This window comes from Sphingobium sp. TomTYG65 (genome assembly GCF_055395525.1).
In genome coordinates this window covers 213,901-239,702 of the sequence record NZ_AP027332.1, presented here as the reverse complement: position 1 = coordinate 239,702, position 25,802 = coordinate 213,901, and the positions used below count along the sequence as shown (strand labels likewise).

Annotated in this window: 23 protein-coding genes; 13 read left to right on the top strand and 10 right to left on the bottom strand. The window is 60.8% G+C overall.

Annotation, left to right across the window (positions count from 1 at the left end):
* Positions 1-48: 48 nt before the first annotated feature.
* Positions 49-189, top strand: coding sequence for a hypothetical protein (locus tag ACZ5Y5_RS20720; RefSeq protein WP_464811708.1), 141 nt, complete (start codon positions 49-51; stop codon positions 187-189).
* On the opposite strand, the gene ACZ5Y5_RS20715 is transcribed toward ACZ5Y5_RS20720, so the two are convergent.
* Positions 162-1,094: an Lrp/AsnC family transcriptional regulator gene (locus ACZ5Y5_RS20715; protein WP_464811707.1), complete on the bottom strand. Its 933-nt coding sequence runs from the start codon at positions 1,092-1,094 to the stop codon at positions 162-164. The two genes, ACZ5Y5_RS20720 and ACZ5Y5_RS20715, sit on opposite strands and share 28 nt — an antisense overlap.
* Before the next feature lie 762 nt (positions 1,095-1,856).
* Between ACZ5Y5_RS20715 and ACZ5Y5_RS20710 the strand changes: the two genes are divergently transcribed.
* The 3 genes from ACZ5Y5_RS20710 to ACZ5Y5_RS20700 all read left to right on the top strand — a co-directional run bounded on the left by ACZ5Y5_RS20710 (position 1,857) and on the right by ACZ5Y5_RS20700 (position 2,748).
* Positions 1,857-2,144, top strand: coding sequence for an AMP-binding protein (locus ACZ5Y5_RS20710; protein WP_464811914.1), 288 nt, complete (start codon positions 1,857-1,859; stop codon positions 2,142-2,144).
* Complete coding sequence (locus tag ACZ5Y5_RS20705; protein ID WP_464811706.1) at positions 2,144-2,413, top strand: hypothetical protein; 270 nt, start codon at positions 2,144-2,146, stop codon at positions 2,411-2,413. Before ACZ5Y5_RS20710 ends, ACZ5Y5_RS20705 begins: the two co-directional genes overlap by 1 nt.
* A 158-nt stretch (positions 2,414-2,571) precedes the next feature.
* The gene (locus ACZ5Y5_RS20700; protein ID WP_464811705.1) at positions 2,572-2,748 is read left to right on the top strand and encodes a hypothetical protein; all 177 of its coding nucleotides are present in this window, start codon (positions 2,572-2,574) and stop codon (positions 2,746-2,748) included.
* 27 nt (positions 2,749-2,775) lie between these two features.
* Here ACZ5Y5_RS20700 and ACZ5Y5_RS20695 read toward each other — a convergent pair whose 3' ends face one another.
* The 5 genes from ACZ5Y5_RS20695 to ACZ5Y5_RS20675 all read right to left on the bottom strand — a co-directional run bounded on the left by ACZ5Y5_RS20695 (position 2,776) and on the right by ACZ5Y5_RS20675 (position 9,065).
* A complete protein-coding gene (locus ACZ5Y5_RS20695; protein WP_464811704.1) occupies positions 2,776-3,423 on the bottom strand; it encodes a TetR family transcriptional regulator in 648 nt (215 codons plus the stop codon).
* Between the two features lie 3 nt (positions 3,424-3,426).
* Positions 3,427-4,617, bottom strand: a complete 1,191-nt coding sequence (locus tag ACZ5Y5_RS20690) for a CaiB/BaiF CoA transferase family protein (RefSeq protein WP_464811703.1) — start codon at positions 4,615-4,617, stop codon at positions 3,427-3,429.
* Positions 4,614-6,959, bottom strand: a complete 2,346-nt coding sequence (locus ACZ5Y5_RS20685) for an enoyl-CoA hydratase-related protein (protein ID WP_464811702.1) — start codon at positions 6,957-6,959, stop codon at positions 4,614-4,616. Before ACZ5Y5_RS20685 ends, ACZ5Y5_RS20690 begins: the two co-directional genes overlap by 4 nt.
* A 145-nt stretch (positions 6,960-7,104) precedes the next feature.
* A complete protein-coding gene (locus ACZ5Y5_RS20680) occupies positions 7,105-8,064 on the bottom strand; it encodes an SDR family NAD(P)-dependent oxidoreductase (protein ID WP_464811701.1) in 960 nt (319 codons plus the stop codon).
* 392 nt (positions 8,065-8,456) lie between these two features.
* Positions 8,457-9,065 carry a TetR/AcrR family transcriptional regulator gene (locus tag ACZ5Y5_RS20675; protein WP_464811700.1) on the bottom strand — a complete coding sequence of 203 codons (609 nt, stop codon included), beginning with the start codon at positions 9,063-9,065 and terminating at the stop codon, positions 8,457-8,459.
* Between the two features lie 266 nt (positions 9,066-9,331).
* Here ACZ5Y5_RS20675 and ACZ5Y5_RS20670 point away from each other — a divergent pair, with 266 nt between their 5' ends.
* Positions 9,332-10,132, top strand: coding sequence for an SDR family oxidoreductase (locus ACZ5Y5_RS20670; protein ID WP_464811699.1), 801 nt, complete (start codon positions 9,332-9,334; stop codon positions 10,130-10,132).
* A gap of 47 nt (positions 10,133-10,179) precedes the next feature.
* Positions 10,180-11,031 carry an enoyl-CoA hydratase/isomerase family protein gene (locus tag ACZ5Y5_RS20665; protein WP_464811698.1) on the top strand — a complete coding sequence of 284 codons (852 nt, stop codon included), beginning with the start codon at positions 10,180-10,182 and terminating at the stop codon, positions 11,029-11,031.
* Between the two features lie 20 nt (positions 11,032-11,051).
* Here ACZ5Y5_RS20665 and ACZ5Y5_RS20660 read toward each other — a convergent pair whose 3' ends face one another.
* Both ACZ5Y5_RS20660 and ACZ5Y5_RS20655 read right to left on the bottom strand, forming a co-directional pair.
* Positions 11,052-11,810 carry an SDR family NAD(P)-dependent oxidoreductase gene (locus tag ACZ5Y5_RS20660; protein WP_464811697.1) on the bottom strand — a complete coding sequence of 253 codons (759 nt, stop codon included), beginning with the start codon at positions 11,808-11,810 and terminating at the stop codon, positions 11,052-11,054.
* A 71-nt stretch (positions 11,811-11,881) separates the two neighbouring features.
* Positions 11,882-14,062 (bottom strand): TonB-dependent receptor, encoded by a 2,181-nt coding sequence (locus ACZ5Y5_RS20655; RefSeq protein WP_464811696.1) that lies wholly within the window; start codon positions 14,060-14,062, stop codon positions 11,882-11,884.
* Positions 14,063-14,543: 481 nt separating this feature from the next.
* On the opposite strand from ACZ5Y5_RS20655, the gene gor reads away from it, so the two are divergent.
* Positions 14,544-15,890 (top strand): glutathione-disulfide reductase, encoded by a 1,347-nt coding sequence (gene gor, locus ACZ5Y5_RS20650; protein ID WP_464811695.1) that lies wholly within the window; start codon positions 14,544-14,546, stop codon positions 15,888-15,890.
* A 47-nt stretch (positions 15,891-15,937) separates the two neighbouring features.
* On the opposite strand, the gene ACZ5Y5_RS20645 is transcribed toward gor, so the two are convergent.
* Complete coding sequence (locus tag ACZ5Y5_RS20645; protein WP_464811694.1) at positions 15,938-16,921, bottom strand: NADPH:quinone oxidoreductase family protein; 984 nt, start codon at positions 16,919-16,921, stop codon at positions 15,938-15,940.
* A 124-nt stretch (positions 16,922-17,045) separates the two neighbouring features.
* On the opposite strand from ACZ5Y5_RS20645, the gene ACZ5Y5_RS20640 reads away from it, so the two are divergent.
* The 4 genes from ACZ5Y5_RS20640 to ACZ5Y5_RS20625 all read left to right on the top strand — a co-directional run bounded on the left by ACZ5Y5_RS20640 (position 17,046) and on the right by ACZ5Y5_RS20625 (position 21,168).
* Positions 17,046-17,843, top strand: a complete 798-nt coding sequence (locus tag ACZ5Y5_RS20640; RefSeq protein WP_464811693.1) for an enoyl-CoA hydratase/isomerase family protein — start codon at positions 17,046-17,048, stop codon at positions 17,841-17,843.
* A gap of 261 nt (positions 17,844-18,104) precedes the next feature.
* The gene (locus ACZ5Y5_RS20635) at positions 18,105-18,824 is read left to right on the top strand and encodes an SDR family NAD(P)-dependent oxidoreductase (RefSeq protein ID WP_464811692.1); all 720 of its coding nucleotides are present in this window, start codon (positions 18,105-18,107) and stop codon (positions 18,822-18,824) included.
* Between the two features lie 78 nt (positions 18,825-18,902).
* The gene (locus ACZ5Y5_RS20630) at positions 18,903-20,075 is read left to right on the top strand and encodes an acyl-CoA dehydrogenase family protein (protein WP_464811691.1); all 1,173 of its coding nucleotides are present in this window, start codon (positions 18,903-18,905) and stop codon (positions 20,073-20,075) included.
* 16 nt (positions 20,076-20,091) lie between these two features.
* Complete coding sequence (locus tag ACZ5Y5_RS20625) at positions 20,092-21,168, top strand: acyl-CoA dehydrogenase family protein (protein ID WP_464811690.1); 1,077 nt, start codon at positions 20,092-20,094, stop codon at positions 21,166-21,168.
* Positions 21,169-21,257: 89 nt separating this feature from the next.
* On the opposite strand, the gene ACZ5Y5_RS20620 is transcribed toward ACZ5Y5_RS20625, so the two are convergent.
* Complete coding sequence (locus tag ACZ5Y5_RS20620; protein WP_464811689.1) at positions 21,258-22,283, bottom strand: zinc-dependent alcohol dehydrogenase family protein; 1,026 nt, start codon at positions 22,281-22,283, stop codon at positions 21,258-21,260.
* 236 nt (positions 22,284-22,519) lie between these two features.
* Here ACZ5Y5_RS20620 and ACZ5Y5_RS20615 point away from each other — a divergent pair, with 236 nt between their 5' ends.
* Positions 22,520-23,662: an acyl-CoA dehydrogenase family protein gene (locus ACZ5Y5_RS20615; RefSeq protein ID WP_464811688.1), complete on the top strand. Its 1,143-nt coding sequence runs from the start codon at positions 22,520-22,522 to the stop codon at positions 23,660-23,662.
* Positions 23,663-23,705: 43 nt separating this feature from the next.
* Positions 23,706-25,772, top strand: a complete 2,067-nt coding sequence (locus ACZ5Y5_RS20610; protein WP_464811687.1) for a 3-hydroxyacyl-CoA dehydrogenase NAD-binding domain-containing protein — start codon at positions 23,706-23,708, stop codon at positions 25,770-25,772.
* Positions 25,773-25,802 lie beyond the last annotated feature (30 nt).

Sequence of the window (25,802 nt, the reverse complement as noted above, 5' to 3'; positions counted from 1 at the left end):
CTGGGCGCTGCTCCTTCCTGTCGGCACTATCACAAGGAGAGGAACATCATGTCCAAAATCGAAGGAAAGCGCATCATCGTCACCGGCGGCGCACGCGGCATCGGCGGTGAAGCCGCGCGCTACTTCGCGCATCAGGGAGCCTGTGACCTGATGCCGCATTATCAGTCAGGCAGCACGATGCAGTTGTAGTTATGCTTAAATATCTGGAGCAGCAACTGCGCGTTAGTCCTGATGATGCCAGGCAGTGTTTCGATCTTTTCGAGAAGAAGCGTGTTGACCTCCAGAATGTCTGTTCCATGCAGCGCGGCAACGATCTGGTAACGGCCCTCGGTGACCATGATCCAGGGCAGCCAGTGCGAGAGCGTTTCGGTGATGGCCTTGAGCTGCGCAGGAGCGACGCAAATCCTCAAGAGGATGGCGTTGACGGTCAGGAACCGCTGTTCCGTTATAATGCCGAACCGGATGCGATTGTCGTTCGTCATCTTCCGGATGCGCTGGCGAACCGAAGCCTCCGACGTGCCCAACTGGCGGGCAATTTCCGCGTTACCGGTTCGGGCGTCGGATTGCAGGGCTGCAATGATCATATCATCCATCTCATCGCCGCTGCTCGGGATCCAGAGGTGCCCATGTTGTTCGAGCGAGGCGATATTAGTGGCGAAGCGAACAGTATCTACCACGCTGGTCGCTTCGCAGCATATGATGCCCGGAATGGCAGCCAAGTCTGAAAAAATCACATGCCTCAGCGTTTCGGGACTTCTAGCCACGGCGTAGGCGAAGATATGAGGAGCGCCCAGCGCCTCAACCGCGATGATGACATTTTCTACCGCGGCGATCCGCGCCGCGACTTCCTGCCTGAAGCCGCCTTGGATCGTCAGCTGGACGACTGCAAAATGATCGTAGCCAAAGGCGCGGAGATTGTGCTGCGTGGTAAATTTGATGATCCCTCTGTCGAGCATGTTCTGAATGCGCGAGGCCACTTTGGCGGGCGTGATATTCAGTTGCTGGGCTACAGAACTGGCGGGCAGCCGACAGTTGTTTTCCAAAATCGCGACAATCTCTCGATCAACCTGATCGAACACATCCTCCTTGCTCATAATTTCCTATCAGTCTGTAAAGGATTACGGGGCGTTACCAAACAAATCGCTCTAGCCGTGTCAAGCTGGCAGGCGAGCGGATTGTTCGGGCCAAACCACGCTAAATTTGAAGCGCATTCTGAAGAAGCTTAGGCCCAGGATTCGGTTGGGCAGAGGCACCGGCCGTCATTCCGCCATGCCGCCCTGCCTTCGAAGTCGAGCGGCAGCGGACAACGGCGCAGTATGGCCCGCATAATCAGGTTCGCCATGTATGATACGATCATCAGCAATAGCTATGTGGTCGATGGCACGGGCTGTGGCGGTCGATGTGCGGATATCACCATTCGCGGCGACCCGCATCAGGGGTGTCGGAAACTATGACCTGCGGAAGCTGGCGAGATCATCGATGCGCGCTGCCGGATTGTGGCGCCTGGCTATGTCATGCCCCACTCGCATTATGATACCAGGCTGTCTGGGATCCCTATTGCTCGCGGACCGGCATCAACGGCGTGACGACGGTGCTCAATGCGAATTGCGGCGTCGGCTATGCGCCGGTCCGGCCGGAGGACAGCCACAGCGGATCTGATCGGGCGCATGCAGCGGATATTGAGGGCGCGTGGCAGACGCGGTCTGGGTTGCACTGCTGACCGGAAATCGTTAGGAGGCTTGGTGTGCGAGCGGGTGGGCGCCGGCCCGGTGGTGGACCTGGGCCAGCCGGACGACATCGCCAATTAAACATCACGGGCGAAAAGACAGAGCAGGCCAAAGCCGCAGCCTGCGGTCATTCCGTTCAGTCCGCCAGCACCATCGCCATTCTCTCCGATTCGAATTACCGTCCGAGCCCGCTATCTTGCGGTCGGTCCGATCAGACATGTCACCGGAACCATGATACTGCCGACTTTCATGCGCGGCGGCAGCGTGCATCTTCTTTCGCGCTTCGATCCCGACCAGCTGTGCGCCGCGATCATGCGCCACCGCATCAACATGACGTTGCTCGTCCCCACCATAATCTGTTCCCTGCTGGACGGGGATCTCTTCACCAAGCCGATCTCTCGTCCCTGGACTTACTGATGTATGGCGGTTCCGCCATGGCTCCATCCCGACTGATCGAAGCGATCGACGGCATCGAACCGGTGTTTTCGCAGCTTTACGGTCTGACCGAACGCTATCCCATCACCGTCATGCCGCGGCGGGACCATGATCCTGCATCGCCCGAACGCTTCGCCGCCTGTGGCCACGCTGTTCCAGCTGCGACCTCCGACTGCTTGATAATGATGGCCAAGTCGTGGAGCAGGGACGGCGGGCGAAATCTGCGTGCGCGCGCCTTATGTCATAGATGAATATTTGGGCGAACCGGACCTGACGGATGAAGCGCTCGCTCATGGCTGGCTGCATACCGGGGACATCGCCCGGCAGGATGTCAGCGGCAGGCTGTTCATCGTCGATCGCAAGAAGGACATGACCGTAACGGCCGATTTCAACGTTTATCCTCGGGGAAGTGGAAAATATCCTGTCGGCCGCGCTGATCGATCTGGTCAGGCAGCTGTGCGGCAAGATCCAGTCGCCCAAGCAGGTCGGATTTGCGGATAGTCTCCCGATGACTGGCATCGGCAAGGTGGACAAAAAGGCGTTGCGCGCCCAGTTCTGGATCGGCAGTGAACGCATGGTCGGTTGAAACGCGCCTTTGGCGGAGGGCTTTGCGTCAGTCAGTCGGTCCGCTCTCGATATCTGGATCCGCCGACAGGCCGCGGATCACCAGATCGGAGACCATTTCCATATAGTGGTCCGCAAGCTGGCGATTGAGCTCGCCACCGTCAAGGATGGCGCGGCGCCCTTCATGAGACGAGAAAATATGCGCGCATGCGCCGTCTATCACGAAGCTCATCAGGCTGGCATCGACGTCCCGAAATTCGCGGCGCGCCACACCCCGCGCGATAATGGCGCGTCGCGCGTCTGCCACCGGCCTGACGAAATGGCTGCCGATCTTCGCCGAAGCCTCCGGCGAACCTTCGCGGAGAAGCTTCTGCAGCAACCGGTGCAAATAAGGGCGTCTGTAATAGGACGATATGAGGCCCTTTATATGGATGCGGATCTTGGCGGCGGACGGCATGTCGGCCGCCAGCAGCCGATCCAGATCGCCCCGGGCCTGCTTTGCGTCCGCCTCCGCGATCGCGAGCATCAGGCCCTCGCGATTGCCGAAATAATAGCTGACAAGGGCGACGTTGGTGCCCGCGCGCTGCGAGATGTCTGCCAGCGAAACCTCCAGCAGGTCGCGCTCTGTCATTAGCGCCCGCGCCGCATGGAGGATGCGGGTGGGAGCAGGATGAATGGAGGCGGCGGCCAGCGACATGGCTCAGGAGCGGTTCGTCCTGTCGCCCGCCATTTCTGCGCGAATCTGGCCGCCATGCTCGCCTATGCCCGGAACCGGCGCCGCGTGCGTTTCCAGTGGTTCTGCGAAATGGACTGGATGACTCATGGCGAAATAGTCGCCCTCGACCGCGTGCCGCTGTCGCGTGAAGAAGTTCGTCGCCATCAGGTGCGGGTCCTCCATGATGGCGCTCAAATCGCGCACGGATTGCGCCGGAATCTGCGCCGCATGGCATCTGGCCACCAGTTCTTCCGTAGTGAAGGCCGGGGTGAGACGCGCCATCTCCTGATAGAGAAGAGGAAGATTGACCGTGCGCGACTTGCGGGTGGTGAAGCCCGCGCTCTCCAGAAAGTCCGGATTTCCGAGCACTTCAAACACGATGGGCCAGGCCTCGTCCGTATAGGCTACGATGCTGATATAGCCGTCCGCGGTGGGGAAGGGCTGGCGATCGGGATCGAGTTGGCGGAAATAGCCCACCGGCGCGTTAGGGGGATCAAAGGTAAGGCCGCCCAGATGCTCGAGCAGCATGAAATTCGCGAAAGCCTCGAACATCGGAATTTCGACCTTCTGTCCCTTGCCCGTCCGCATCTTGTGAATAACCGCCGCCAGCACGGCATAGGCCGCATGCAGGCCCGCCACCTTGTCCGCAATCAAGGAGGGCAGATAGCGGGCGCGGGGATTGCCGTCGACTCGCGGAAGCAGGGTCGCGGTTCCGGTCGCAGCCTGAATCACATCGTCATAGGCCTGCAAATCCGCATAGGGGCCGTCCTGCCCGAAGCCGACGCAGTGGGCGTAGATGATGTCCGGATTGATCGCCCGCACGGGGTCATAATCCAGTCCCAGCCGTTCGACGGCCTTGCCGCGGACATTGAGGACGAACACGTCCGCATCCTTGAGCAGTTCCGTCATGCATGCCAGATCGTCGGGCCGCTTCAGATCGAGCGCGATGGACCGCTTGCCCCTGTTGATCGCCATGAAGGCAGGGCTCATCCCGGGCGTCACCGCCGCCTTGCCGGACCAGCGGAAAGCATCACCGCCATGCGGCGTTTCGACCTTGATCACGTCCGCGCCCAGTTCGGCCAGGATGTGGGTGCAATAGGGACCGAAAACGACGCTGGTCAGGTCCACGACCTTGACGCCGCTCAGCAGCGATTTGCCATCGGCAGGATTGATCATGATCCGCTCCATTCGGGTTGGCGCTTCTCGGCGAAGGCGGTGACGCCCTCCCGGAAATCCCGGGTGCGCATCAGCCGGCCGATGATCCGGCCATTGGCCGCCAGCGCCGCCGGGAGCGATTCCAGTTCGTCAAGCTTGTTCAGCGCTTCTTTCGAGGCGCGGATGGCAGAGGGGGAGACTTCGAGAATTCTCGCGGCAAGAGCGCGGGCAGCTTCCGACGCGCCGCCATCCTCCACGCGCTGGTTGATGACGCCCAGTTCCACGGCTTCCGCCGCGGTGAAGTGACGGCCGGTGAGGATCAGCTCCATCGCGGCCTTGCGGCCGATCTGCCGCGTGAGGCGCTGGACGCCGCCTGCCGCGGCGTAAAGGCCGACCTTCACCTCGGGCAGGGCGAACCGCGCCTTGTCCTCGGCCACGGCCAGATCGCAGGCGAGCACGATTTCCAAGCCACCGCCCATGGCGACCCCGTTCACGGCGGCGATGATCGGCTTGGTCCGGTCGAAGCGTTCGCAGAGGCCGGCGAAGCCAGAGGGAGGCAATGCCAAGTCGCCGTCCTTCGCCGTGACCTTGAGGTCGTTTCCGCTGCAAAAGGCGCGTTCCCCGGCACCTGTGACGATGGCGACCCAGAGATCGGCATCGCGTTCAAACTCGTCCCAGACCTCATGCAGTTCGAAATGCACCGCGCTGTGCAAGGCGTTCATCGCTTCGGGGCGATTGAGCGTGACTTCCAGCACGTGGCCCTTGCGCTCGACGATCAGATTGTCGAACCGCCGTTCGGAAAGCCCTCCTTGCATCGTCGGTTCGCCGAGGCGGCTTCCGGCCTCCAGGAAGTTGACGCCATTTTCGTGCGCAATGCGGACCCTACGTCCTCTTACATCCTCTTCATGCAGGCTCATCAGCGTCGCGCGATGGCCGGTCCGCACCCGAGCCAGCACGCGCCCCTTTTCATTGACCGCGATGACGAAGCCCCGAGATGGCCTGCCCCGCTTCCAGGTGACGCTGCTCACCTCGATCGTCGCTTCGCTATCTTCCATGAGCCGTTGCGGCGCCGCAGCCCGGTCGATTTCCTGTTGACCGCTCTTGTCCCGGCACGGCCGCCAACCCTCGACTGGCGCGGTGGAATAGACACCGGCGGCTTCCTTTGAGAGATAGCCGCCATTGGCGAGGATGAGGCCGAAGTCTCCAGGCGACGCGCGCAACCGCTCGACCATGGTGGCGATCGCGTGCATCGAATAATTATTCCCCGGCCCGCCGAAGAAAGGCAGTCCTCCGGTCACGGTGCAAGGCATGGCGCGCCAGTCGATGCCGATGATTTCGGCGGCGATCAGGACGGCGCAGGGAAAGCAGGAATAGAGGTCGAGATGGTTCAGATCGGCCGCGGACTTGCCGGCCATGGCCAACGCGCCGCGCAAGGCCACTTCCATCGCCCGCGAACGCGATAGGTCCGCCCGTTCCGTGATGAGCCGGTCTTTGGCCGCGCCATAGCCGTGCAGATAGACCCATTGCTCGCTGGGAATGTCGGCCTGCCGAGCTGCGCCCACGGAGGTCAGGACGACCGCCGCGCCCTGGTTCACGGCGTCTTGCGCGACATGCCATTTGAGATAAGGGTCGGCGAGGCGATAATTTTCCTTGCCCGGCGTTTGCAGAAATTCGCGCGACTTCTCTTCCGGGAACTGGGAATAGGCATTGTCGGCCGCAACCCGCGAGAAACCGTGCCACAGATCAGCAATCAAGGCGGCATATGCCTCCCGATTGAGGCCCATGCGATGCCGCAGCGCCTCTTCGAAAACGGGGTAGGTCTGGGTTGGGGCGCCCAGGCCATTTTTGATTTCGAAATCGGAAAGCAGCGTTGCGCCCAGTCCGCGATCCTCGAAGGGCGTGTCGACGCTGTGCGACCAGTCGAGCGACAGCCTGGATTTTAGAGCCTGCTTCAGCGTCGCCGTTGCCTCCGACCCGGCCAGAAGCACAGCCCTTGCGGACCCTGAGAAAATCTCTTCCGCAGCCTCGTTCACCAAGGCTTGCGGCTGATCGCCGCCGACGACGGAATAGACGCAGCGGGCGGAAAGGCCCAGCTCCGCGGCCAATGTGCCAGGCGGATTGGCGCATCGGCCGAACGGCTGGCGCGTTCCCTCCACCGAATCCAGCATGCTTCGAACGACCACCAGCTTGTCGATCAGCTGTTCGACCTGTTCGGGCCGACCGCTGTCCTGCAACGCTTTTCGCGACGCTTCGACCTGCAGTTGGAGCGGGCTTGGTGCGCTGGCGATTTCGTCGCCGCTCCAGTGTTGCACCGCTTGGCCGACGCCTACAAGGATCGGTGTCCGAGGATCGACTTGCGCCATGTCGCGCTCCTTCGTTTATGCTTAATTGACCAATTAAATTGTTTAAATATACATTTAAAGCTCGTCAAGCCTGTGTTTTGCGCCCCTTGCAGCAGTGCGGCAACGGCGGGGGCGGAAGCCCTACCCCCGCCCGGCCAGTGGAACCTCAGGCCAGCGGGAGCGTGCGACCCGTCAGCGTCTCGATCTTCTCCCAAAGTTGCTCGGCAACTGCAGGATCGAGGGCGTAACGCATCACGCCGGTTCGATAATCCGGCTCGTCACGAATCGCCGCGACAGCGCAATTTTCCAGATAAACGCCTCCCTTGCCAGCGAGCCTTGGCTCGGTCACCGCCCAGACGGTCGTGGCCGCGCCCTGGTCGGGACTGACGAAATCCTCGTCGGGTATCGGCCCGGTCTTGGCCAGCGCGGTCTCATAATCCTCTTCCACCATCGATCGGCCCATATCGGTGTAGATGGCTCCGGGATGCAATGCGAAAGCGTCGATGCCCCGATGCTTGAGCGCACGGTTCAGCTTGACCGCGAGCAGGACGCACCCGGTTTTGGACTGACCATAGCTGGTCCAGGCGGCATAAGGCCGGTGTTCGAAGTTGATATCCTCGAAAACGACCGGCGAATAATGATGGCCGAACGAACTGAGGCAGGCGATCCGCCCTCCATCGCGAATGGCGGGCGCTAGGTGGCTGGCAAGCACCGCATGACCAACCACGTTGGTCATGAATCCCATTTCGACGCCGATGCTGGAGAGCGCCTTCTGCCCGATGATACCGGCATTGTTGATCAGCATGTCGATTTGACCGTGATTGTCGAGGATCTGCCGCGCGGCGACATCTACGCTGTCGAGTTCTGAAAGATCAAGGCCGACACCTTCCACCCGTCCTTTCGCTTCGCGCGAAACCGTCTCCAAAGCGGTCGAGAGCTTCTGTCCTGGACGAGCGGCGATGATGACGTGGGCCCCCGCTCGCGCCAACGCAGTCGCGGTCGCGAGCCCCAACCCGCCCGATCCTCCGGTGATGACGGCCAGCTTGCCTTCAACATCTTTGCCGGCGAGTACTTCCCCAGTGCCCGGGAACTGCTCGGTTTTGGGGAAAGCGATTGCTTCTGTCATATTCCACTCCTGTTTTGATTGTCGGCATGCCGGACGCACCCGGTAAAAGGCAGTTTTTCGACTTGTTGCGTCCGTCTGCGGATCCGCCGCGCGAAATGAGCAGGCTGCGCTCAGGAAGTCAGGTCGATCCTTGTAAATGGTCACATGAACATGTGATCGATCCTGAACTGCCGACAGGCTGTGAGCCGGCGAACCAGGGGATCGGAAGCTTTGGCGATTGAGCTTATTTGTAACAGATGGATCGAGGTTGCAAGATAGTTTGTGGCGAGGATCGAGGCAGGGACGTTCCAGCCCTCCAGCGGGATGGAAGGTCGTAGATCGTCTCTGTCGCGTCTGAAATCGTCGGCGATGAACGCTCTCGGTCCGATTCCGGCAGCCGCGTCAATCTTCACTCATTTTCGAAGCGACCGGGCCACAAACTGTCTTAATATCCGGCGGCAATCGCTCTCCTCATAATCCTCCCTGAGATTCAGGATGGCGCCGATATTGCAGAGCCATTCGATAATGTCGGCATCGGAGATTTCGGGATCGATATCGCCGTTTTCCCGTGACTTCACGATCAGCGGCCCCCAAGCCGCCATCATCGCAGACTGCACGTCCTGCGTGCCGCCGAACAGGAAGGTTTTGAAATGGGCGTCGCCTTCCTGCCGAAGAATCTCGACGAGCAGCAGGTCGCTCCGACTCAAGCGGATCGAATAGGCCACGCCTTCGACAATGGCCGCTTCCAGATTGTCGAAACCAGTCAGGAACTCGCTCAGCTTCTGCGACAGAAGATTGACCCTGGCGGTGGCGATATATTCCAGCAGGGCGGGCCGGCTTTCGAAGAGGCGATAGATCGTCTGCCGGGATGCGCCGAGCATGTCCGCTATATCGCTCATCGATGTGCGTTGGATGCCGTAGCGATCAAAGCACTGAATGGCGGTCGCAGCAACCTTCTGGCGGGTGATGCGCGCTCGCGTTCCGATCCTTTTGGATAAGTTTAAAATCCCGCGTAACCCCATGCCCAAGCCTCGAACAGCCCTATTGGTTTCCGGCTGTCCAGGCAAGGTCGGCGCAGGGAGGTAGCCGCCGAACAGTTGACAAGGATTGTCCGGGGAAGAAAATCGGTCCGGATCGTGCGCCGATAAAGCGTCGGCGCCGGATGAAGCGTGATCTCCGCAAGAATGAGGTCGGTCTGCGTTCCTTTTATGGCAGCAAGTCCCTCGACAGGCGGCTCGGGCCTGCCCCGATTATTGCCAATTCAATGTTCATATGGGGTGCAATAGTGATGAATAGCGCGTTCGGCCTGACCGGCAAGGTCGCACTTGTAACCGGCGGCGGATCCGGCCTTGGCCGCGCGATCAGCGAGGCGTTGCTCGCGGCCGGCGCCGCCCGCGTCTATATCGCGTCGCGCAAGATCGATTCGCTGGAGGAAGCCGCGGCCCAGTTGGCGCCTGACGGTCGCTGCATCCCGGTCGCTGCCGATCTCTCGACCGTCGAAGGGTGCGAGGCGCTCGCCGCTTCGATCAAGGAGCGGGAGTCGGTTCTGCATATTCTGGTGAATAATTCGGGCGGCGCCTGGGCCGCGCCCTTCGGCGCTTATCCCGCAAAGGGCTGGGACAGGGTGTTCGACCTCAATTTGCGAAGCCCTTTCTTCCTCATTCAGGCGCTGCTTGAGCCAATGGCGGCGGCAGGTGCGGAGGAGGATCCCGCCCGCGTCATTAACATCGGCTCCATTGCCGGGGAGATTTCCAATGGTAGCGGCACGTTCGCCTATGGGCTGTCGAAAGGCGCGCTTCATCATGCGACGCGCATGCTGGCGCTTGAGCTGGGTCCGCGCCATGTGACGGTGAACACGATTGCTCCTGGACGCTTCGGAACGAAGATGACGGCTTCAGTGCAGGCCGACCAGGAGCGTTTTGAACGGGAACGCAAAATGATTCCGTTGCGCCGATGGGGATATGATCAGGATGTTGGCGGCATAGCGGTGTTTCTCGCGGCTCGGGCCGGGGCCTATGTAACGGGGGCGACGATCGTTGCCGACGGCGGGCTGAGCCTTTGTCATCCCCTCGCTTTGGCGGGAGATTGATTGCCGTCCGTCGTTGTTGCTAACCATTTTCTGAAAGCGCGTCCGTTATGAACACGATGAAAATTGAAGACGGCATCGCCATTATTGCGTTCGATCTGGCACCGTCGGGCATGATCGATACGCCGCACATCGAGGGTTTGAGCCAGATGCTGGCGCGCATCGAGCAAGATGCGGAGATCAGGGTGGTCATATTCACCGGAGCGGAGCCGGGCGTGTTCATTCGCCATTATGATGTGGCGGAAGAGGAAATGTTCGCTGGTCGGTTGAAGCGATCCACAAAAACCGAGGATGACTTGGTCGCTATCCTGCGGCAGGACAATCCCGTTTCCACCTGTTTTCGGGCAATCGAACACCTGTCCCGTCCGACGATCGCGGCGATCAATGGCTTCTGCCAGGGGGGCGGGTTGGAACTTGCGCTCTGTTGCGATTTTCGGATTGCGGAGGGCGAGGATTATCGGATCGGTCTGCCGGAAGTGCATCTGGGCATCGTTCCGGGCGGGGGAGCCACCTGCCGGCTGCCGGGACTGGTTGGGCTGGCCAGCGCCCTCGATCTCATCATGCGTGGTCGTGCCCTTACTCCCGCGGAAGCGCAGCGGGCGGGCCTAGTCAATGAACTGGTGCCCGACGCCATTGTGCGCGCGCGCGAATTGGCCGGAGAGCTCGTTCGGCTGCCCGCCGGCGCGCTGGCAGCGGCCAAGAAGCTGGTTCGGGACAGCATGCAGCCAATGGAAGAAAGCCTTGCCGCCGAAAGAGCGGCCTTCGGTCTGCTGCTGCGGAACGATCCGGACGCAGCGCAGCGCAGCGCGGCATTTCTGGCCGGCGGCCGCTCCATGAACGACTTCATTGCCTCGCAAAGGGACCGGTCTTGGCCAAAGGACGGAGCCGGGTCGCCCATATGAGGCAACCCGGCTGGCAACCCTTACCGCAGGATCGCCCGGCCACCATCGACCATGAAAGTGTGGCCAGTGATATAGCGGGAATCATCGCATCCCAGGAACACCGCCACAGGACCGACATCCTGTTCGCAATCTCCGATATAGCCCAAAGGCACCTGCGCAAGCACCGCCCCGAAATGTTCGGGATGCGTCGTTTCAAACCAGGTCATGCCCGGTGAATTGGCAAGCGGGCAGATCACGTTCACATTGATTCCGAACGGCCCCCATTCTTTGGCGGCGGTTCGCGTAAGCGCCCGGACCCCTTCCTTTGTCGCCGCATAGGACCCCAGATGGGCCCAGCCTTCCGTCCCGGCTTCCGACGCCAGGTTGATGATGCAGCCGCGTGTTTCTTTCAGGTGCGGCAGCGCCGCCTGCATGAACCAGAGCGTGCCGAACAGGTTGGTGTTGACGGCCTCCTGCAAATATTCGCTGGTTGTATCCTCCAGCATGAACTGCTCATAACCGGCCGCGGCATTGTTAACGACTATGTCGAGGCGCCCCCATCGGCCGATTGCTTCGCTGACCGCCTTTTCGACATGCGCCCGGTTGGCGACGTCGCAGGCGATTGCGACGGCTTCAACGCCCAGGTCGTTGATTTCCGCCCGCACCTGCTCGACCTTGGAGAGCGTTCGGCCGGCGAGAACCAGTTTCGCGCCCGCTTTCGCAAAGGCGAGCGCAATCCCCCGGCCGACCCCTTGCCCGGCGCCGGTCACGATCGCAACTTTATCGGTCAGTTTTCCCATGACATCCTCTTTTATGATTGATTGGAACATTATGCGCGTGTTTGGGAGCGCGGCTCGGATTCAGAGCCGTTTCAAAATCGATAGGTCAGTTCGAGACCCCATTCGCGGGGTTCCGAATAATTGGCGTAATAGCTGCCTAGGCCGAAGCTGGAGGCGTTGAGCTTGTAGATCTTATTGGTGACGTTGTTCACGAAAGCGCGCAGGCGTACCGTGTCGTCGCTGTTGGCGAGCGTCGCCGACAGGTTGGCGAGAGCATAGGCCCTTTGCGAGTCGTTGGGCGTTCCGAAATAGCGCAGCACCACCCGATCGCTATATTTAGCATCGCCGCGCAGGGTGAGCGAGGAAAGAAGGCCTGAGTTGAGCGGGATACGGTATGAAAGCCCCAGATTTGCGGTGAATTCGGGAGCGCGGGGAAGCTGCTTGCCATCGAGATTGGTGAGCTGTCCCGTCACCGCATCGACGCTCGCGAAATTCTTGAAACGCCCATGCGTGTAGGCTGCCGCGGCCTGGAGCGTCAGCGCAGAGACAGGGCGCCAGGCCAAGTCTATTTCAGCGCCATAGACTTTCGCATTGGCATTATTCACCTGCGTCGCCGCGGGCGGCACGACGATCGTCACTTGAAGGTTGCTATAGTCGTAATAAAAAGCGGCGAAATTGGCGGTAAGACGCCTGTCATCGCTTTGGCTTTTCAGGCCAACCTCGAAAGCATCTATTTGTTCAGGGCGATAGAAGCCGAGCGCTGGACCAAGCAACTCTCCGCCGCCGCCCGGCAGGTTGGCGCCCCCTGACTTGTAGCCTTTCGACCACTGCGCATAGCCCATGACATGATCGGCGAAATCATATTGCGCCGATATTTTGGGCAGCAGCTTTTTATTCGAAACGTCGAAAGGAACAATCGTTTGCGGGACAATCCCCGTAATAAAGAAGATTTGCCGAAAATCCTGCTTCTCTTCGTTGTAGCGAAGGCCAAGACCCAGACGCAGCCGGTCCGTGGCATCGTACGTCACATCCCCGAACAACGCCCAGGATTTCGATCTGCTGTCGACCGCTTGTCCTAATATCGTGTCTTCGGGCAGGCCCAGCACCAGTGAACCGTAGCTGCCAATGCGGACAGGTAGCGAGTTACCGGCATCCTCATGAAAATAATAGGCGCCCAACACCCATTTCAATCGGTCGCCGTTTCCGATGAAGTTGAATTCCTGAGCATAGGATTCCGACGGGCGCTGGAAGCTCTTGCTCGGCGTGTTGTAGAAATCGGTGCCGGTGCCCTCTGCATCGAAACCGATATTCGACCGGTGATCGACATAGCTGGTAATGGAGCGGACGGAAAAACTGTCCGAGACTTCCCAGTTGAGGGTCAAGTTGGAAATCAAGGTTTCGACTAACTGGTCATATTCCCGATCGGCGATGATCCGGTTTACCGCCGTCGTTTGAAGGTCGGGCGGGAACAGCGGGGACGTCGTGATCGGCTCGTTGAATGCGGTGGTTGCGGTGCTGCGTTCATATCTTACCGCCAGATCGATCGTGAGAGCATCGCTCGGTTCGAGCCGCAACGCTCCTCGCACATAATCGACGTCCGTGCCGTTGAGCCTCTGCCCGGTGTTGACGATCCGGACATATCCATCCTGAACTTCATGACCGCCGCTGACGCGGAAATAAGCGCCGTCACCCAGAGGGCCGGACAGAAAGCCGTTGACGCCGAAGGCGTCGCGGCTGCCGGTGGACAAATTGAGACCGCCGGAAAAATTCTTGGTAGGCGCCACCGAAATGAAGTTGATTGCGCCCCCAGTCGCGTTGCGGCCGTAGAGCGTGCCTTGGGGGCCGCGCAGCACTTCCACACGCTCAAGATCGACAGCCCGTAAGGTCGCGATGGTCGAGCGTGGCAGGAAGACGCCATCGATATACATGGCGACCGTCGGTTCCGTTACCCCGGAATCGACCGTGGAACCGATGCCTCGAATAGCCAACATCGTGGTTCCATTGCTTTCGCCAAATGTCAGATTTGGTATCGCTGTTGAAATGTCCTTCAAATCGCGCAATCCGCTTTGGCTGAGCGCTTCGCCGGAGAGCGCCGTCACCGACGCTGCGATATCTTGGACATTCTCGCCTCGCTTTGTCGCCGTCACGACGATGTCGCCAGGTGTCGACGCGGCCTGCAACGGCGGCTTTGCCTCGCGCGCCTCAGCGAAATTGGCGAATATATGTCCCACCGCAAGAGCTGAGATTCCTACTAGTAGCTTTACCTTTTCCATACATTCTCCCCAATTTCATCATTCAAAGGATCAGCATTATTCATATGATTATTGATTATATTGTTTTGGTCTTCGAAAGACGATCTGCTTCATCCGATTTGACAGGGATCGGGACCAAGCAACCCCAACAAATCTCAGAATCGGTGCATTAAAGGCATCGTAGACTCGAAAAAAACCAAAAAAAAGAAGAATCATCTATAAAGCGTACATATATGGCCTTTAAGACGACGATATGTCTTATGCTGGCTGTTGGCAGCGGTGTGATCGAAGCGTTGATCCTCCGGGGTGCCGCGCCTTAGTGACTAGGCAAGGATGCGGCGGACCAGCATCGAATTGTCGGGCGATTGATTGGGCAGATCAGACTGAAACATTGCTCCGCCCGCTCCCACAGCTTCGCCGATCCTCATCAAACAGGTGATTAAGGGGTTTGTCTTTTAAATGGGATGCCGCCATATCCCGCCACATCCAGAGGGAGACCGGCATGAGCGACTATGATTTTGACCTTTTCGTCATCGGTGCGGGATCCGGAGGCGTGCGGGCCTCCCGAGTGGCGGCCGCGCACGGGGCGAAGGTTGCGGTCGCGGAGGAATATCGGGTCGGGGGCACCTGCGTCATTCGCGGATGCGTGCCCAAGAAGCTGCTCATCTATGGCGCGCACTTTGCGGAGGACCTGAAGGATGCGCGGCGCTTTGGCTGGAATGTGCCCGATTGCGATTTCGAATGGAAAGTGCTGCGCGACAATGTGCTGGCCGATGTCGACCGGCTGGAGGGGCTCTACAGGAACACGCTTGAGAGCCACAAGGTCGAACTGATCTCGGAACGCGCGACCATCACCGGGCCGCATAACGTGAAGCTGGCGAGCGGGCGCGAGGTGAGCGCCAAATATATCCTCGTCGCGACCGGCGCATGGCCTGCCATCCCTGAGATGGAGGGAGCGGAGCATGGCATCACTTCCAACGAAGCCTTCCACCTGGAGGACGCACCCAAGCGCATCATCATCGTCGGCGGCGGCTATATCGCCAATGAATTTGCGGGAATCTTCAACGAATTCGGTAGCCATGTGACCATCGTCAATAGGTCGGCGACGCTGCTGCGCGGCTATGATGAGCAGATCCGCGACCGGCTGATGCAGATTTCGACGATGAAAGGCATCGTCTTCCGCTTCAATGCGCAGATGGAGCGGATCGAGAAAAATGTGGATGGAACGCTGTGCATGCATTTCAGCAATGGCGATCCCATACCTTGCGACACGATCATGTTCGCGACCGGACGGCAGCCTCATGTCGAGGGATTGGGGCTTGAGAGTGCGGGCGTTGAACTGGACGACAAGGGCGCGATCAAGGTCGATGACTATAGCCGCACCAGTTGCGAGAGCATCTATGCGGTGGGCGACGTCACCAACCGCCTGCAACTGACGCCGGTTGCGATCCGCGAGGGGCATGCCTTTGCCGATACGGTGTTCGGCGGCAATCCGCGGACGGTGGATTATGACTGCGTGCCTTCCGCCGTGTTCAGCCACCCGCCGCTGGCTGGCGTTGGCCTGACCGAGGCGCAGGCGAAGAACAAGCTTGGCACGGTCAAGGTCTATACGTCCGACTTCCGGCCGATGAAGAATGTGCTGGCCGGGCGAGAGGAGCGGGCACTCTACAAGATGGTGGTGGACGCGACCACCAATCGCGTGGTCGGTCTGCACATGATTGGCCCGGATGCGCCGGAAATCCTCCAGGCGGCGGCGGTCGCGGTGAAGGCGGGCCTCACCAAGCAGGAGTTTGACGACACGGTCGCGCTGCACCCCAGCATGGCGGAAGAGCTGGTGCTGTTGAAGTAGCCAAGCAATATTGTGGGCATTGGCAGCTATCCGGAAATTGCAGGAATTTACCGCATTCTCAAGACCACGCGTCCTACGCTATCCTTGCTGGCGCAGAGCGCATCGACAAAGCGTTCGAGCGGGAAGACCTGGGCGATGGCGGGGCTCAGCTTGCCCTGTGCATAAAGGGCGAACAGCGCGCGCATGTTGTCCGCTTGCACTTGCGGCTCGCGCTCGCCCAGTTGACGAAGATCGACGCCGATCAGCGAAGCGCCTTTGAGCAGGGGAAGGTTGACCGGCAATCGCGCAATCGCGCCGCCGGCAAACCCGACGACCAGCAAGCGTCCGTTCCACGCGAGCGACCTGAACGCCGGTTCCGTCGCGTCGCCGCCGACCGGGTCGACTACCACGTCGATCGGGCGACCGCCGTTGGCGGCTTTCACCTCCTCGCGCCAGTTGTCCGAGCGGGAGTCCACCGCCGCGTCGGCGCCGCCCTTCATCGCCAGAGCGCGCTTTTCCTCAGTGGAAGCGGAAGCGATGACGCGCGCGCCCAGCGCCTTGCCGACCTGCACCGCGGCATAGCCCACCGCGCCGCCTGCTCCTAGCACCAGCAATGTCTCGCCAGCCTTCAGATTCCCTCGCTGAACCAGTGCATAATAGGCCGTGGCGTAGCTGACGCGAAAGACGGCCGCCTCCTCGAATGACATTCCAGCCGGCAACGGCGTGACGGCTCGCGCCGGCAGGTTGATCGCATGACTGAACGCGCCCAGAAAACCCGCGCCGCAGACGGGTTGGCCGAGCAGATCGGCGGCAACGCCTTCGCCCACCGCTTCGACGATGCCGGCGCATTCATTGCCGAGGATGAAGGGCAGATGGGGCTTGAGCTGATACTCGCCCCTGCCCACCAGCGCATCGACATAGCTAATCCCGGCCGTTTCAGTGGCGATGCGCACTTGTCCCGGGCTGGGTTGCCCCGGATCATGAGGCTCAAGCCTGAGGTCTTCAAGCGGGCCAAAGGCGTTCACGGTGACGGCGAGGGGCATGTCGGTCATCGGCCAACTCCATGACGGGAAGAAGCAGAAAGCGGGATTCGCCGCACGTTTCGTTTCAATTAAATCATGAATTAAGTTTGATCCAGCGGTTCCTTGGGGTACGCTCCGCGGGCAAGAGAGATTCATGGACGAAGCCGAGATACTGATCGAGCGCCACGGTGAGATCGAAATTGTGACGCTTAACCGGCCCAGCGCGCTCAACACTCTGTCCGAAGGTCTTACCGGAGCACTTACTGAGTATTTTTCCAGTCTTCCGAACCGTCTTGACGTGCGCGTGATCATCCTGCGGGCCAATGGGCGCGCTTTCTGCGCTGGGCTCGACCTTGGTGGCTGGAAGCGGGAAGAAGGCGTGACACCCGCGCTGCATATTTTGCAGGTCCAGACCCGCATAGGCAACATCTATCGATTGATGCGCGCATGCCCTCAGCCCATCATCGCGCTCGGGCATGGCGCGGCATGCGGTGGAGGGTTTTCGCTGCTGCTTGCTTCTGACGTTCGCTTGGGTTCCCCAGACCTGCGGATGAACGCGGCCTATATCAAGGTCGGTTTGGGCGGATGCGACATGGCCGCGAGCTATCTTCTGCCGCGTCTGGTCGGCAGTTCTTTAGCGGCCGAGATGTTGCTGACCGGACGCTTCGTTCGCGCACAGCGGGCGCTTCGTCTCGGTCTGTTGAGCGAAGTCATCGAACATTCGGCGCTGCTTGACGCGGCCAAGTCGCTGGCACGAGAAATGCTGCTCACCAGTCCTTGGGGCCTGCGTCTCACCAAACAGGCGATGAACCTCAATCTGGACGCGCCGAGCATGGAGGCAACTATGGCGCTGGAAGATCGACAGCAGGTGCTCCTTTCGGTCACACAGGATCATCAGGAAGCGGTCTCCTCCTTCTTTGAAAAGCGAGCACCCATTTATCGCGGCAACTAGATTCGATCCCGCAGATCGCTCAGGCTGACGACCCCCACTCCGGGTGGATCGACTTCGATGAGGGAGATTGTAAAATCAAGGGCGCTCCACTCAGCGAACTTGCCAGACATTAGTTAGCCGCTTACATATCGCAGAAAGGGTGAAGGATGCGGCGGGATTATCTTTCAAATTGCGGATAGCTGTTTTGCGTGCACGCTGCATAACAGCTGGGCCGCGTCGCTACGGCCTTGGCGATCGCCGGTCGGTGATGAAGGAGTGTCAATGATCAAATTCGATTTCTCGGAAAAGCGCGTCGTCGTGACGGGAGGCACTCAGGGCATTGGGCTTGGCATAGCGCGCGCATTCGTGGAGGCCGGCGCGGCCGTCCACATTACCGGAACCCGTGCGTCGGCTGGCGACTATGATGATGATCTTTCCTCCTTCACCTATCACCGGTTGAGGATGGATGATCCGGCTGCCCGCGCCGCCTTTGCTGAAACGATTGGTTCGCTCGACATCCTCGTCAACAATGCGGGACAGGCGCGCAACGACGAATATGACATGGCCGGCTTTCGCAGCACGTTGGAAGTCAATCTGGCCGGTCCCGTCGAGCTGTGCTTCTTGTTCCACCCCACGCTCAAGCAGCGGCAAGGCGCGATCGTCAACGTGGGGTCAAGCGCCAGTTTCATCTCGTTGAAAGCCTATCCCTCCTACACGGCGAGCAAGACCGGCATATTGGGGTTCACCCGGTCGGTAGCGGATCAGTGGGCCCGCGATAATATCCGCGTGAACATGGTGGCGCCCGGCTTCATCGAGACGCGCATGATCGATTGGGCCGATAAGAGCCGAAAAAACCGCGACGCCATCATCAACTCGGTCCCCGCCCGACGCTGGGGAACGCCGGCGGAGGTTGCCGCTGCCGTGCTTTTCCTTGCGAGCGAGGAGGCGTCCTACATCACCGGACAAAGCATCGTCATTGATGGCGGCATGCTGCTGCGATGAATGGATGCCGGGAAAAGTGAGGCAGGATAGGCCCGGTACTGGCGGGATTGCGGTCCGGGCGACGGAAGGAACAGTGTGATGACGGATTTTCGCAGCGAGGTCCGGGCCTGGATCGAGGCCAATCTGCCGGCCTCCATGCGCACCCCGATGCGGGAGGAGGAAATCCCCTGGGGCGGGCTTCTCGCAAGCTATCCCAATCCGGACACGCGCATCTGGCTCGATGCGATGGTCGCGCAGGGCTGGACCGCGCCGACCTGGCCTGCCGCCTATGGGGGAGCAGAACTTGACGCTGCCCGAGCCATGATCCTCAAGGAGGAACTGGAACGGGCCGGCGCTCGGCCAGCGCTGTTTTCGTTCGGGCTCTGGATGCTGGGGCCGGTGCTGATCGAATATGGCTCAGAGGAACAGAAGCAGCGCTTCCTGCCGCCTATCGTGCGGGGCGAAATCCGCTGGTGCCAAGGCTATTCCGAGCCAGGCGCGGGATCGGACCTTGCTGCTCTGCGCACGCGGGCGGAGGACAAAGGCGATCATTGGCTCGTCAATGGCCAGAAGATCTGGACGACTTATGCGGACAAGTCGGATTGGATTTTCTGCCTGGTGCGCACGGACCCCGCGGCCCCCAAGCATCTGGGCATATCCTTCCTTCTCATAGACCTTGCCAGTCCGGGCGTGTCGGTTCGTCCGATCGAACTGATCTCCGGATCATCCCCTTTTTGCGAAACCTTTTTCGACGATGTGCGGGTGCCCAAGAAAAATATGGTCGGGCCGCTCAACGGCGGCTGGACTATCGCCAAGAAGCTTCTGCAATATGAGCGTCAGAATGTGTCGGCCGTGGGCTTCGGCGGCGACCGCAGCGTGCGGATCGAGCAACTGGCAAAGCGGGCGGGGGGCCAGGTCGAGGGGCGGATCGCGGACGAGGCGTTGCGGAGCAGAATTGCGCGCCTCAACCTTTACGAACAGGCGGTCGAACTGACGACGCGTCGCTCTCAGCTGGACGCGGATTCGGGAAGTGTCGGCGCGCTGACATCCGTGGTCAAATATGCCTCGGCCAAGGCCAACCAGCAACGCGGCGAACTGGCGGTTGAGTTGCTGGGGCTTGATGGCCTCGGATGGTCCGGCGACAATTTCTCCGAAAAACATCTTGTGGAAACCCGGAAGTGGCTCCGGTCGAAAGGCAATTCGATCGAAGGGGGCACGTCGGAGATCAATTTGAACGTGATTTCTAAGCGCGTGCTCGGCCTCCCGGACTAAGTTGAGGATATTGCCCATGCCGGTTTCGGCCGACGACCTGAAGATGCTAACAGAGACGGCGCGGGACTGGATGGAGCGCCATGCCCCGGCGGTGGCGGGGCTGCGCCGCGATCCCGTTCTGGCGGTCAGACAGTGGGACGGTATCGCCGAGATGGGATGGACGGCGGCTGCCGTTCCGGAGGAGCAGGGGGGCGCTGGCTTTGCCATGACGGGGCTGGGCTCGCTGTTGCACGCCGTCGGGAGGGAAATCGCGGACATACCGCTCTTGGGAAGCGCGATTGGGGCGTTTCTGGTCGCGCGTTGGGGTAGGGAGGCGGCACAGGGAGAGATGCTGTCGCGTCTCCTAAGCGGGGAAGCGCGCGCGGCGCTCGCATTCGGCGAGGGCGCCCACCACGATCGTATCGACATGTCTGCGACACGGGCAGAGCAGGGGTGGCGTCTTAATGGGCGCAAGAGCTGGGTGCAGGGCGGTGCGGATGCTGAATGGCTGCTGGTTTCCGCTCAGGCGGACGCAACCGCGATCTTCCTCGTCGAAGGCAAGGCGGTCCGTTCCGAAGCCGTCGAGAGCGTGGATGGCCGGGCGTTCGCTCACATCCTGCTCGACGATGTGATCGTCGGCGAAGATGCGTTGCTGACGGGTGGAAGCGAAACGGCGTCTCTTGCGCTCGACCTCGCCAGGGTAGGGCTCGCTGCCGAGATGGTGGGCGCAACGGAAAGGGCAATCGAGATCACCGTCGATTATCTGAAAACGCGGGAGCAGTTTGGTCGCAGTATCGGCTCCTTCCAGGCCTTGCAGCATCGGGCGGCACAGATGCTAATCGACCTGGAACTGGCGCGCTCCTGCGTGGCGGCTGCTCTGGCCGCCGCTGACGCGCACGCTCCGGATTTTGGCGAATTGGCGCTGCTCGCCAAATACATGGCGGGCGAGGCCATTCATAATGCCAGCAACGAAATGGTGCAGTTGCACGGTGGCATGGGCATGACGAGCGAGCATCTGGCCGGGAATTATCTGAAATGGGCGCGGGTCAGTGCGGCCCTTCTGGGCGGCAATGCGCAAATTGCGCAGCAATATGCTGCTTTGAAGGGCTATTGAGCGCTCAGAACGAGCCATTGGTCCATTGGTCGACAGGGATCGACTGCAATGGGCTGCGGACACCTGCCCGTCAGCAGCCCGCGCACCAGTCAATCCTTGGCGAGATCGACGACGATCTTGCCGAAATGTGCACCAGACGCCTGATAAGCGAAGGCGTCCGCAAGTTCTTCCAGAGCGAAGCTGCGGTCGACGATCGGGCGGATGCCGGTCGCCTCGATCGCGCGGATCATGTCGCATTGCTGTGCCTGGCTGCCCACCGTAACGCCATGCAGCCTTATGTTTCGGCGCATCATTTCCGCTGTGGGGATTTCCCCGGCATAGCCAGCTAGCACGCCGATCAGGACGATTCGCCCGCCAAGTCGCGTCGCCTTGATCGACTGTCCCAGAGTGCCCGCGCCGCCAATCTCCATCACGGCGTCGGCGCCCGCGCCGCCGGTCGCATCAAGCACCGCGCGGCTCCAGTCGGGCGTTTCGCGATAGTTGACTACGGCGTCGGCGCCCAGGCTCCGGAGCTTTTCCAGTTTTTCCGGGGACGATGACGTCGCGACCACCTTGGCGCCTACAGCTTTGGCAAATTGCAGCGCGAACAGCGACACGCCGCCGGTGCCTTGCGTCACCACCCAATCCCCTGCCTTGATCTGGGCCTCTCCCATCAGCGCCCGCCATGCCGTCAGGGCCGCGCAGGGCAGGGTCGCCGACTCCGCCGCGTTATAGCCCGCAGGCGCGCGGGTGAACCAATGGGCGGGAACAGTGGCGTAATCCCGCGCGAAACCCTGGCCGCGATCTCCTGGAACGGTTCGCAGATAGGCGGGCTTGATGTCCCCGTCGCGCCATTCCGGGAAGAACAGGCTGACGACCCGATCACCCACGGCAAAGGCGGTGACATCTTCACCGACGGCAGTGATGATGGCGGCGGCGTCGGACATCGGGGTCAATCCGGGCCGCTGCCCCAGCAAACCGGTCACGACCGCGAAATCATGATAATTGAGCGACGTAGCTTCGACCCTCACCTGAATTTCGCCGAGGCCCGGTGCCGAGCTCTCTTCCCGGGTCAGTGCGAACGGCCCGATTCCATCAATATTGCCCAGCCGCAAAACGCGTCCCACTTCTGCCATGGATCGTCTCCCTCCTTAGCCTCAATACGAGAAACTGGTCTGCCGGGCACCCTGTTGGTGCCGACGACGCCGCCAATGCTGCAAGATTAGTCCGTTTCGCTCGACCGTCGGTCAACAGCTAATAGATAGTTGCTCATTGCCTCCGGCTCATGTATTTAATCGACCAATTATATACCGCATAGGGCCAACAGCTTCCATGAGCAATGGGGAGCTGGCGAGGGAAGAAGGAAGTTGCAATGCTGGATGTAGCGGGTCGGACGGCCTATGATGACGATCTTCAGATGTTCCGGGATAGCGTCCGTCGCTTGTTCGAGCGCGAACTGCTGCCCAAGCTCGACAAGCATGAACAGGAAGGGATCGTCGATCGGGACTTCTGGCGGGCCTGTGGCGAGGCCGGGCTGTTGTGCCCCACCGTAGCGCCGGAATATGGCGGCCTTGGGCTCGATTTCCGCTATAATGCCGTGGTCGCCGAGGAGCTTGCCTATGCCGGTTCTTCTGCTGGCCTCACTCTCCAGAGCGACATTGTCGCCGAATATATTGAGCGATATGGCTCCGAGGAGCAAAAGCAGAAATATCTTCCGGGCATGGTAAGCGGTCATGTGATCGCCGCGATCGCGATGACCGAACCGGGCGCGGGATCGGATTTGCAGGGCGTTCGCACAACAGCCGTCAAGGATGGCGACCATTATGTGATCAACGGGTCAAAGACCTATATCACGAATGGGCAGAATGCCGATGTCTGCATCGTCGTCGCCAAGACCGACCCGACCCTCGGCGCGAAGGGCACGTCGCTGATCCTGGTCGACGCGACGACGCCGGGCTATCAGAAGGGGCGCAATCTGGACAAGATCGGCCAGCATTCCGCCGATACGTCGGAGTTGTTCTTCGAGGACGTTCGCGTGCCGTTGAGCAACGTCTTGGGGGCCGAGGGACAGGGCTTCGTCTATCTGATGAGCCAGCTGCCGCAGGAACGCCTGTCGATCGCCATTTCGGCGCAGGCCTGTGCGCAGCGCGCCTTCGATGAAGCCGTGACCTTCACCAAGGACCGCAAGGCCTTCGGCAAGCCGGTGTTCGAATTCCAGAACAGCAAGTTCACCCTTGCCGACCTGAAGACGCAATTGCAGGTCGGCTGGGCGCATATCGACTGGTGCCTGACCCGGCATGTGAAGGGCGAGCTTACCACCGCCGAGGCATCTGCCGCGAAGCTGTGGCATACGGAGATGCAGGCGCGCGTCTGCGACGCAGCGCTCCAGCTTCATGGCGGCGCGGGCTATATGAATGAATATATGATCGCCCGGTTGTGGCGCGATGCGCGCGTCACCCGCATTTTCGGCGGCACGAACGAGATCATGAAGGAGGTGGTGAGCCGCGCCATCTGAATGGCGCCGCCTCACCCCAGAACCATTTTTTTCAGGAGCTATTATGACTGACATCGCTTCGCTGGCGATCGAAAACGGTATCGGGATCCTCACGATCGACTCTCCGCCCGTCAACGCGCTGGGCTTCGCCGTCCGCAAGGGGATCGATGAGGGCATCCGAACGCTGGAAGCCGACGAGAGCGTCAAGGCCATCGTGCTGATCTGCGGCGGGCGCACCTTCTTCGCCGGTGCCGACATTTCTGAATTCGGCCGCCCGCCGGAACAGCCCGATCTCAACGTCGTGCTCAAACGCATCGAGGATTGCAGCAAGCCCGTTGTGGCGGCCATCCACGGAACGGCGCTTGGCGGCGGCCTCGAGCTGGCGCTGGTGTGCCATTACCGGATCGCCGTGCCGTCGGCGAAGGTCGGCCTGCCGGAGGTCAATCTCGGCCTGCTGCCGGGCGCGGGCGGCACCCAGCGCCTGCCGCGCATCATCGGCGCGCAAGCCGCGCTGGACCTCATCGTTTCGGGCCGTCCGATTAAGGCGAAGGAAGCCGAAGAGCTGGGCGTCGTCGATGCGTTGGCGCAAGAGGGGCGGTTGCGCGAGGACGCCGTCGCCCTTGCCGAACGCGTCGTTCGCGAAAACCGCCCGCTGATGCGCGTGCGTGACCGTCAAGACAAGGTGGAAGCCGATCGCGGCAAGCCGGAGATTTTCGCCGAATTCCGCGAGAAGAACGCCCGCGCGTTCAAAGGGTTCAAGGCGCCCGAGAATATCGTCAAGGCCATTGAGGCTGCCGTTCAGCTTCCTTTTGACGAGGGCATCGAGCGGGAGTGGGCGCTGTTCCGCGAGCTGGAATCGAGCACCGAGTCGCTGGCCCAGCGCTATGCCTTCTTCGGTGAACGCGGGACCGCCCGTGTGCCCGACGTGCCGTCTTCGACGCCCAAGATCCCGATCGCGAAGGTGGGCGTGATTGGCGCCGGGACGATGGGCGGCGGCATCGCCATGAACTTTCTCAACGCCGGGATTCCGGTCACGCTCGTGGAGATGAACCAGGAGGCGCTGGATCGCGGACTGGGCGTCATCCGGCGCAATTATGAAGCGACCGCGAAAAAGGGCCGCATGACGCAGGAGCAGGTGGACGAGCGCATGGCGCTCGTCACCCCTGCGCTGGGGCTGGAGACGCTTGCCCAAGTCGATCTGGTGATCGAGGCCGTGTTCGAGGAGATGAGCGTCAAGAAGGATATTTTCGGCAAGCTCGACAAAATCGCGAAGTCTGACGCCATTCTGGCGTCCAACACCTCCTTTCTCGACCTCGATGAGATTGCGTCCGCGACGAGCCGACCGGATATGGTCGTCGGCCTCCACTTCTTTTCGCCCGCCAACGTGATGCGCTTGCTGGAAGTGGTGCGCGGCGCGAAGACATCCCGGGAAGTCATCGCAACATCCATGCAGCTCGCTAAGAGGATTGGCAAAGTGCCGGTCCTCTCCCGCGTCTGCTTTGGCTTCATTGCCAACCGGATCATGAATCAGCGATTCGAACAGGCGAACGCACTGGTCCTCGAAGGGCCGAGCCCCTCCGAGATCGACGCCGCGATCGAGAATTACGGGTTTGCAATGGGGCCATTCCGGATGATCGATCTGGTGGGCCTAGACGTGGTCGGACGTGGGGAAAGCGAGCGGACGCTCATGGGCGACCTCGTCCGGAGGGGTCGCTTGGGCCAGAAGCAGAATGGCGGCTATTATGATTATGACGAGAAGCGGAACGCGACGCCCTCTGCCGTGGCCGCGCAGGTGATCGCAGAGGTCGCGGTCGAAAAGGGAATCGAGCGCGTGAGCCACCAGAATGAGGCGGACATAGTCGCCCGCCTGCTCTACCCAGTGGTGAACGAAGGCGCGAAGCTGCTGGAGGAAGGCATCGCGTTGCGCGCGTCCGACATCGATATGGCCGCGATCCTCGGCTATGGTTGGCCGGTGTATACGGGCGGCCCCATGTTCTGGGCCGACACGGTCGGCTTGCCGACCATCGTCAGCAAGCTCAAGGAATATCAAGTCCGTTACGGTGACGCATTCAAGCCGAGCGCTCTGCTGGAGCGCAAGGCCGCGGCCGGCGAAAGCTTCACGCGCGACTGAGGGCGGCAATATGGGCCGACGTCCTTCCCT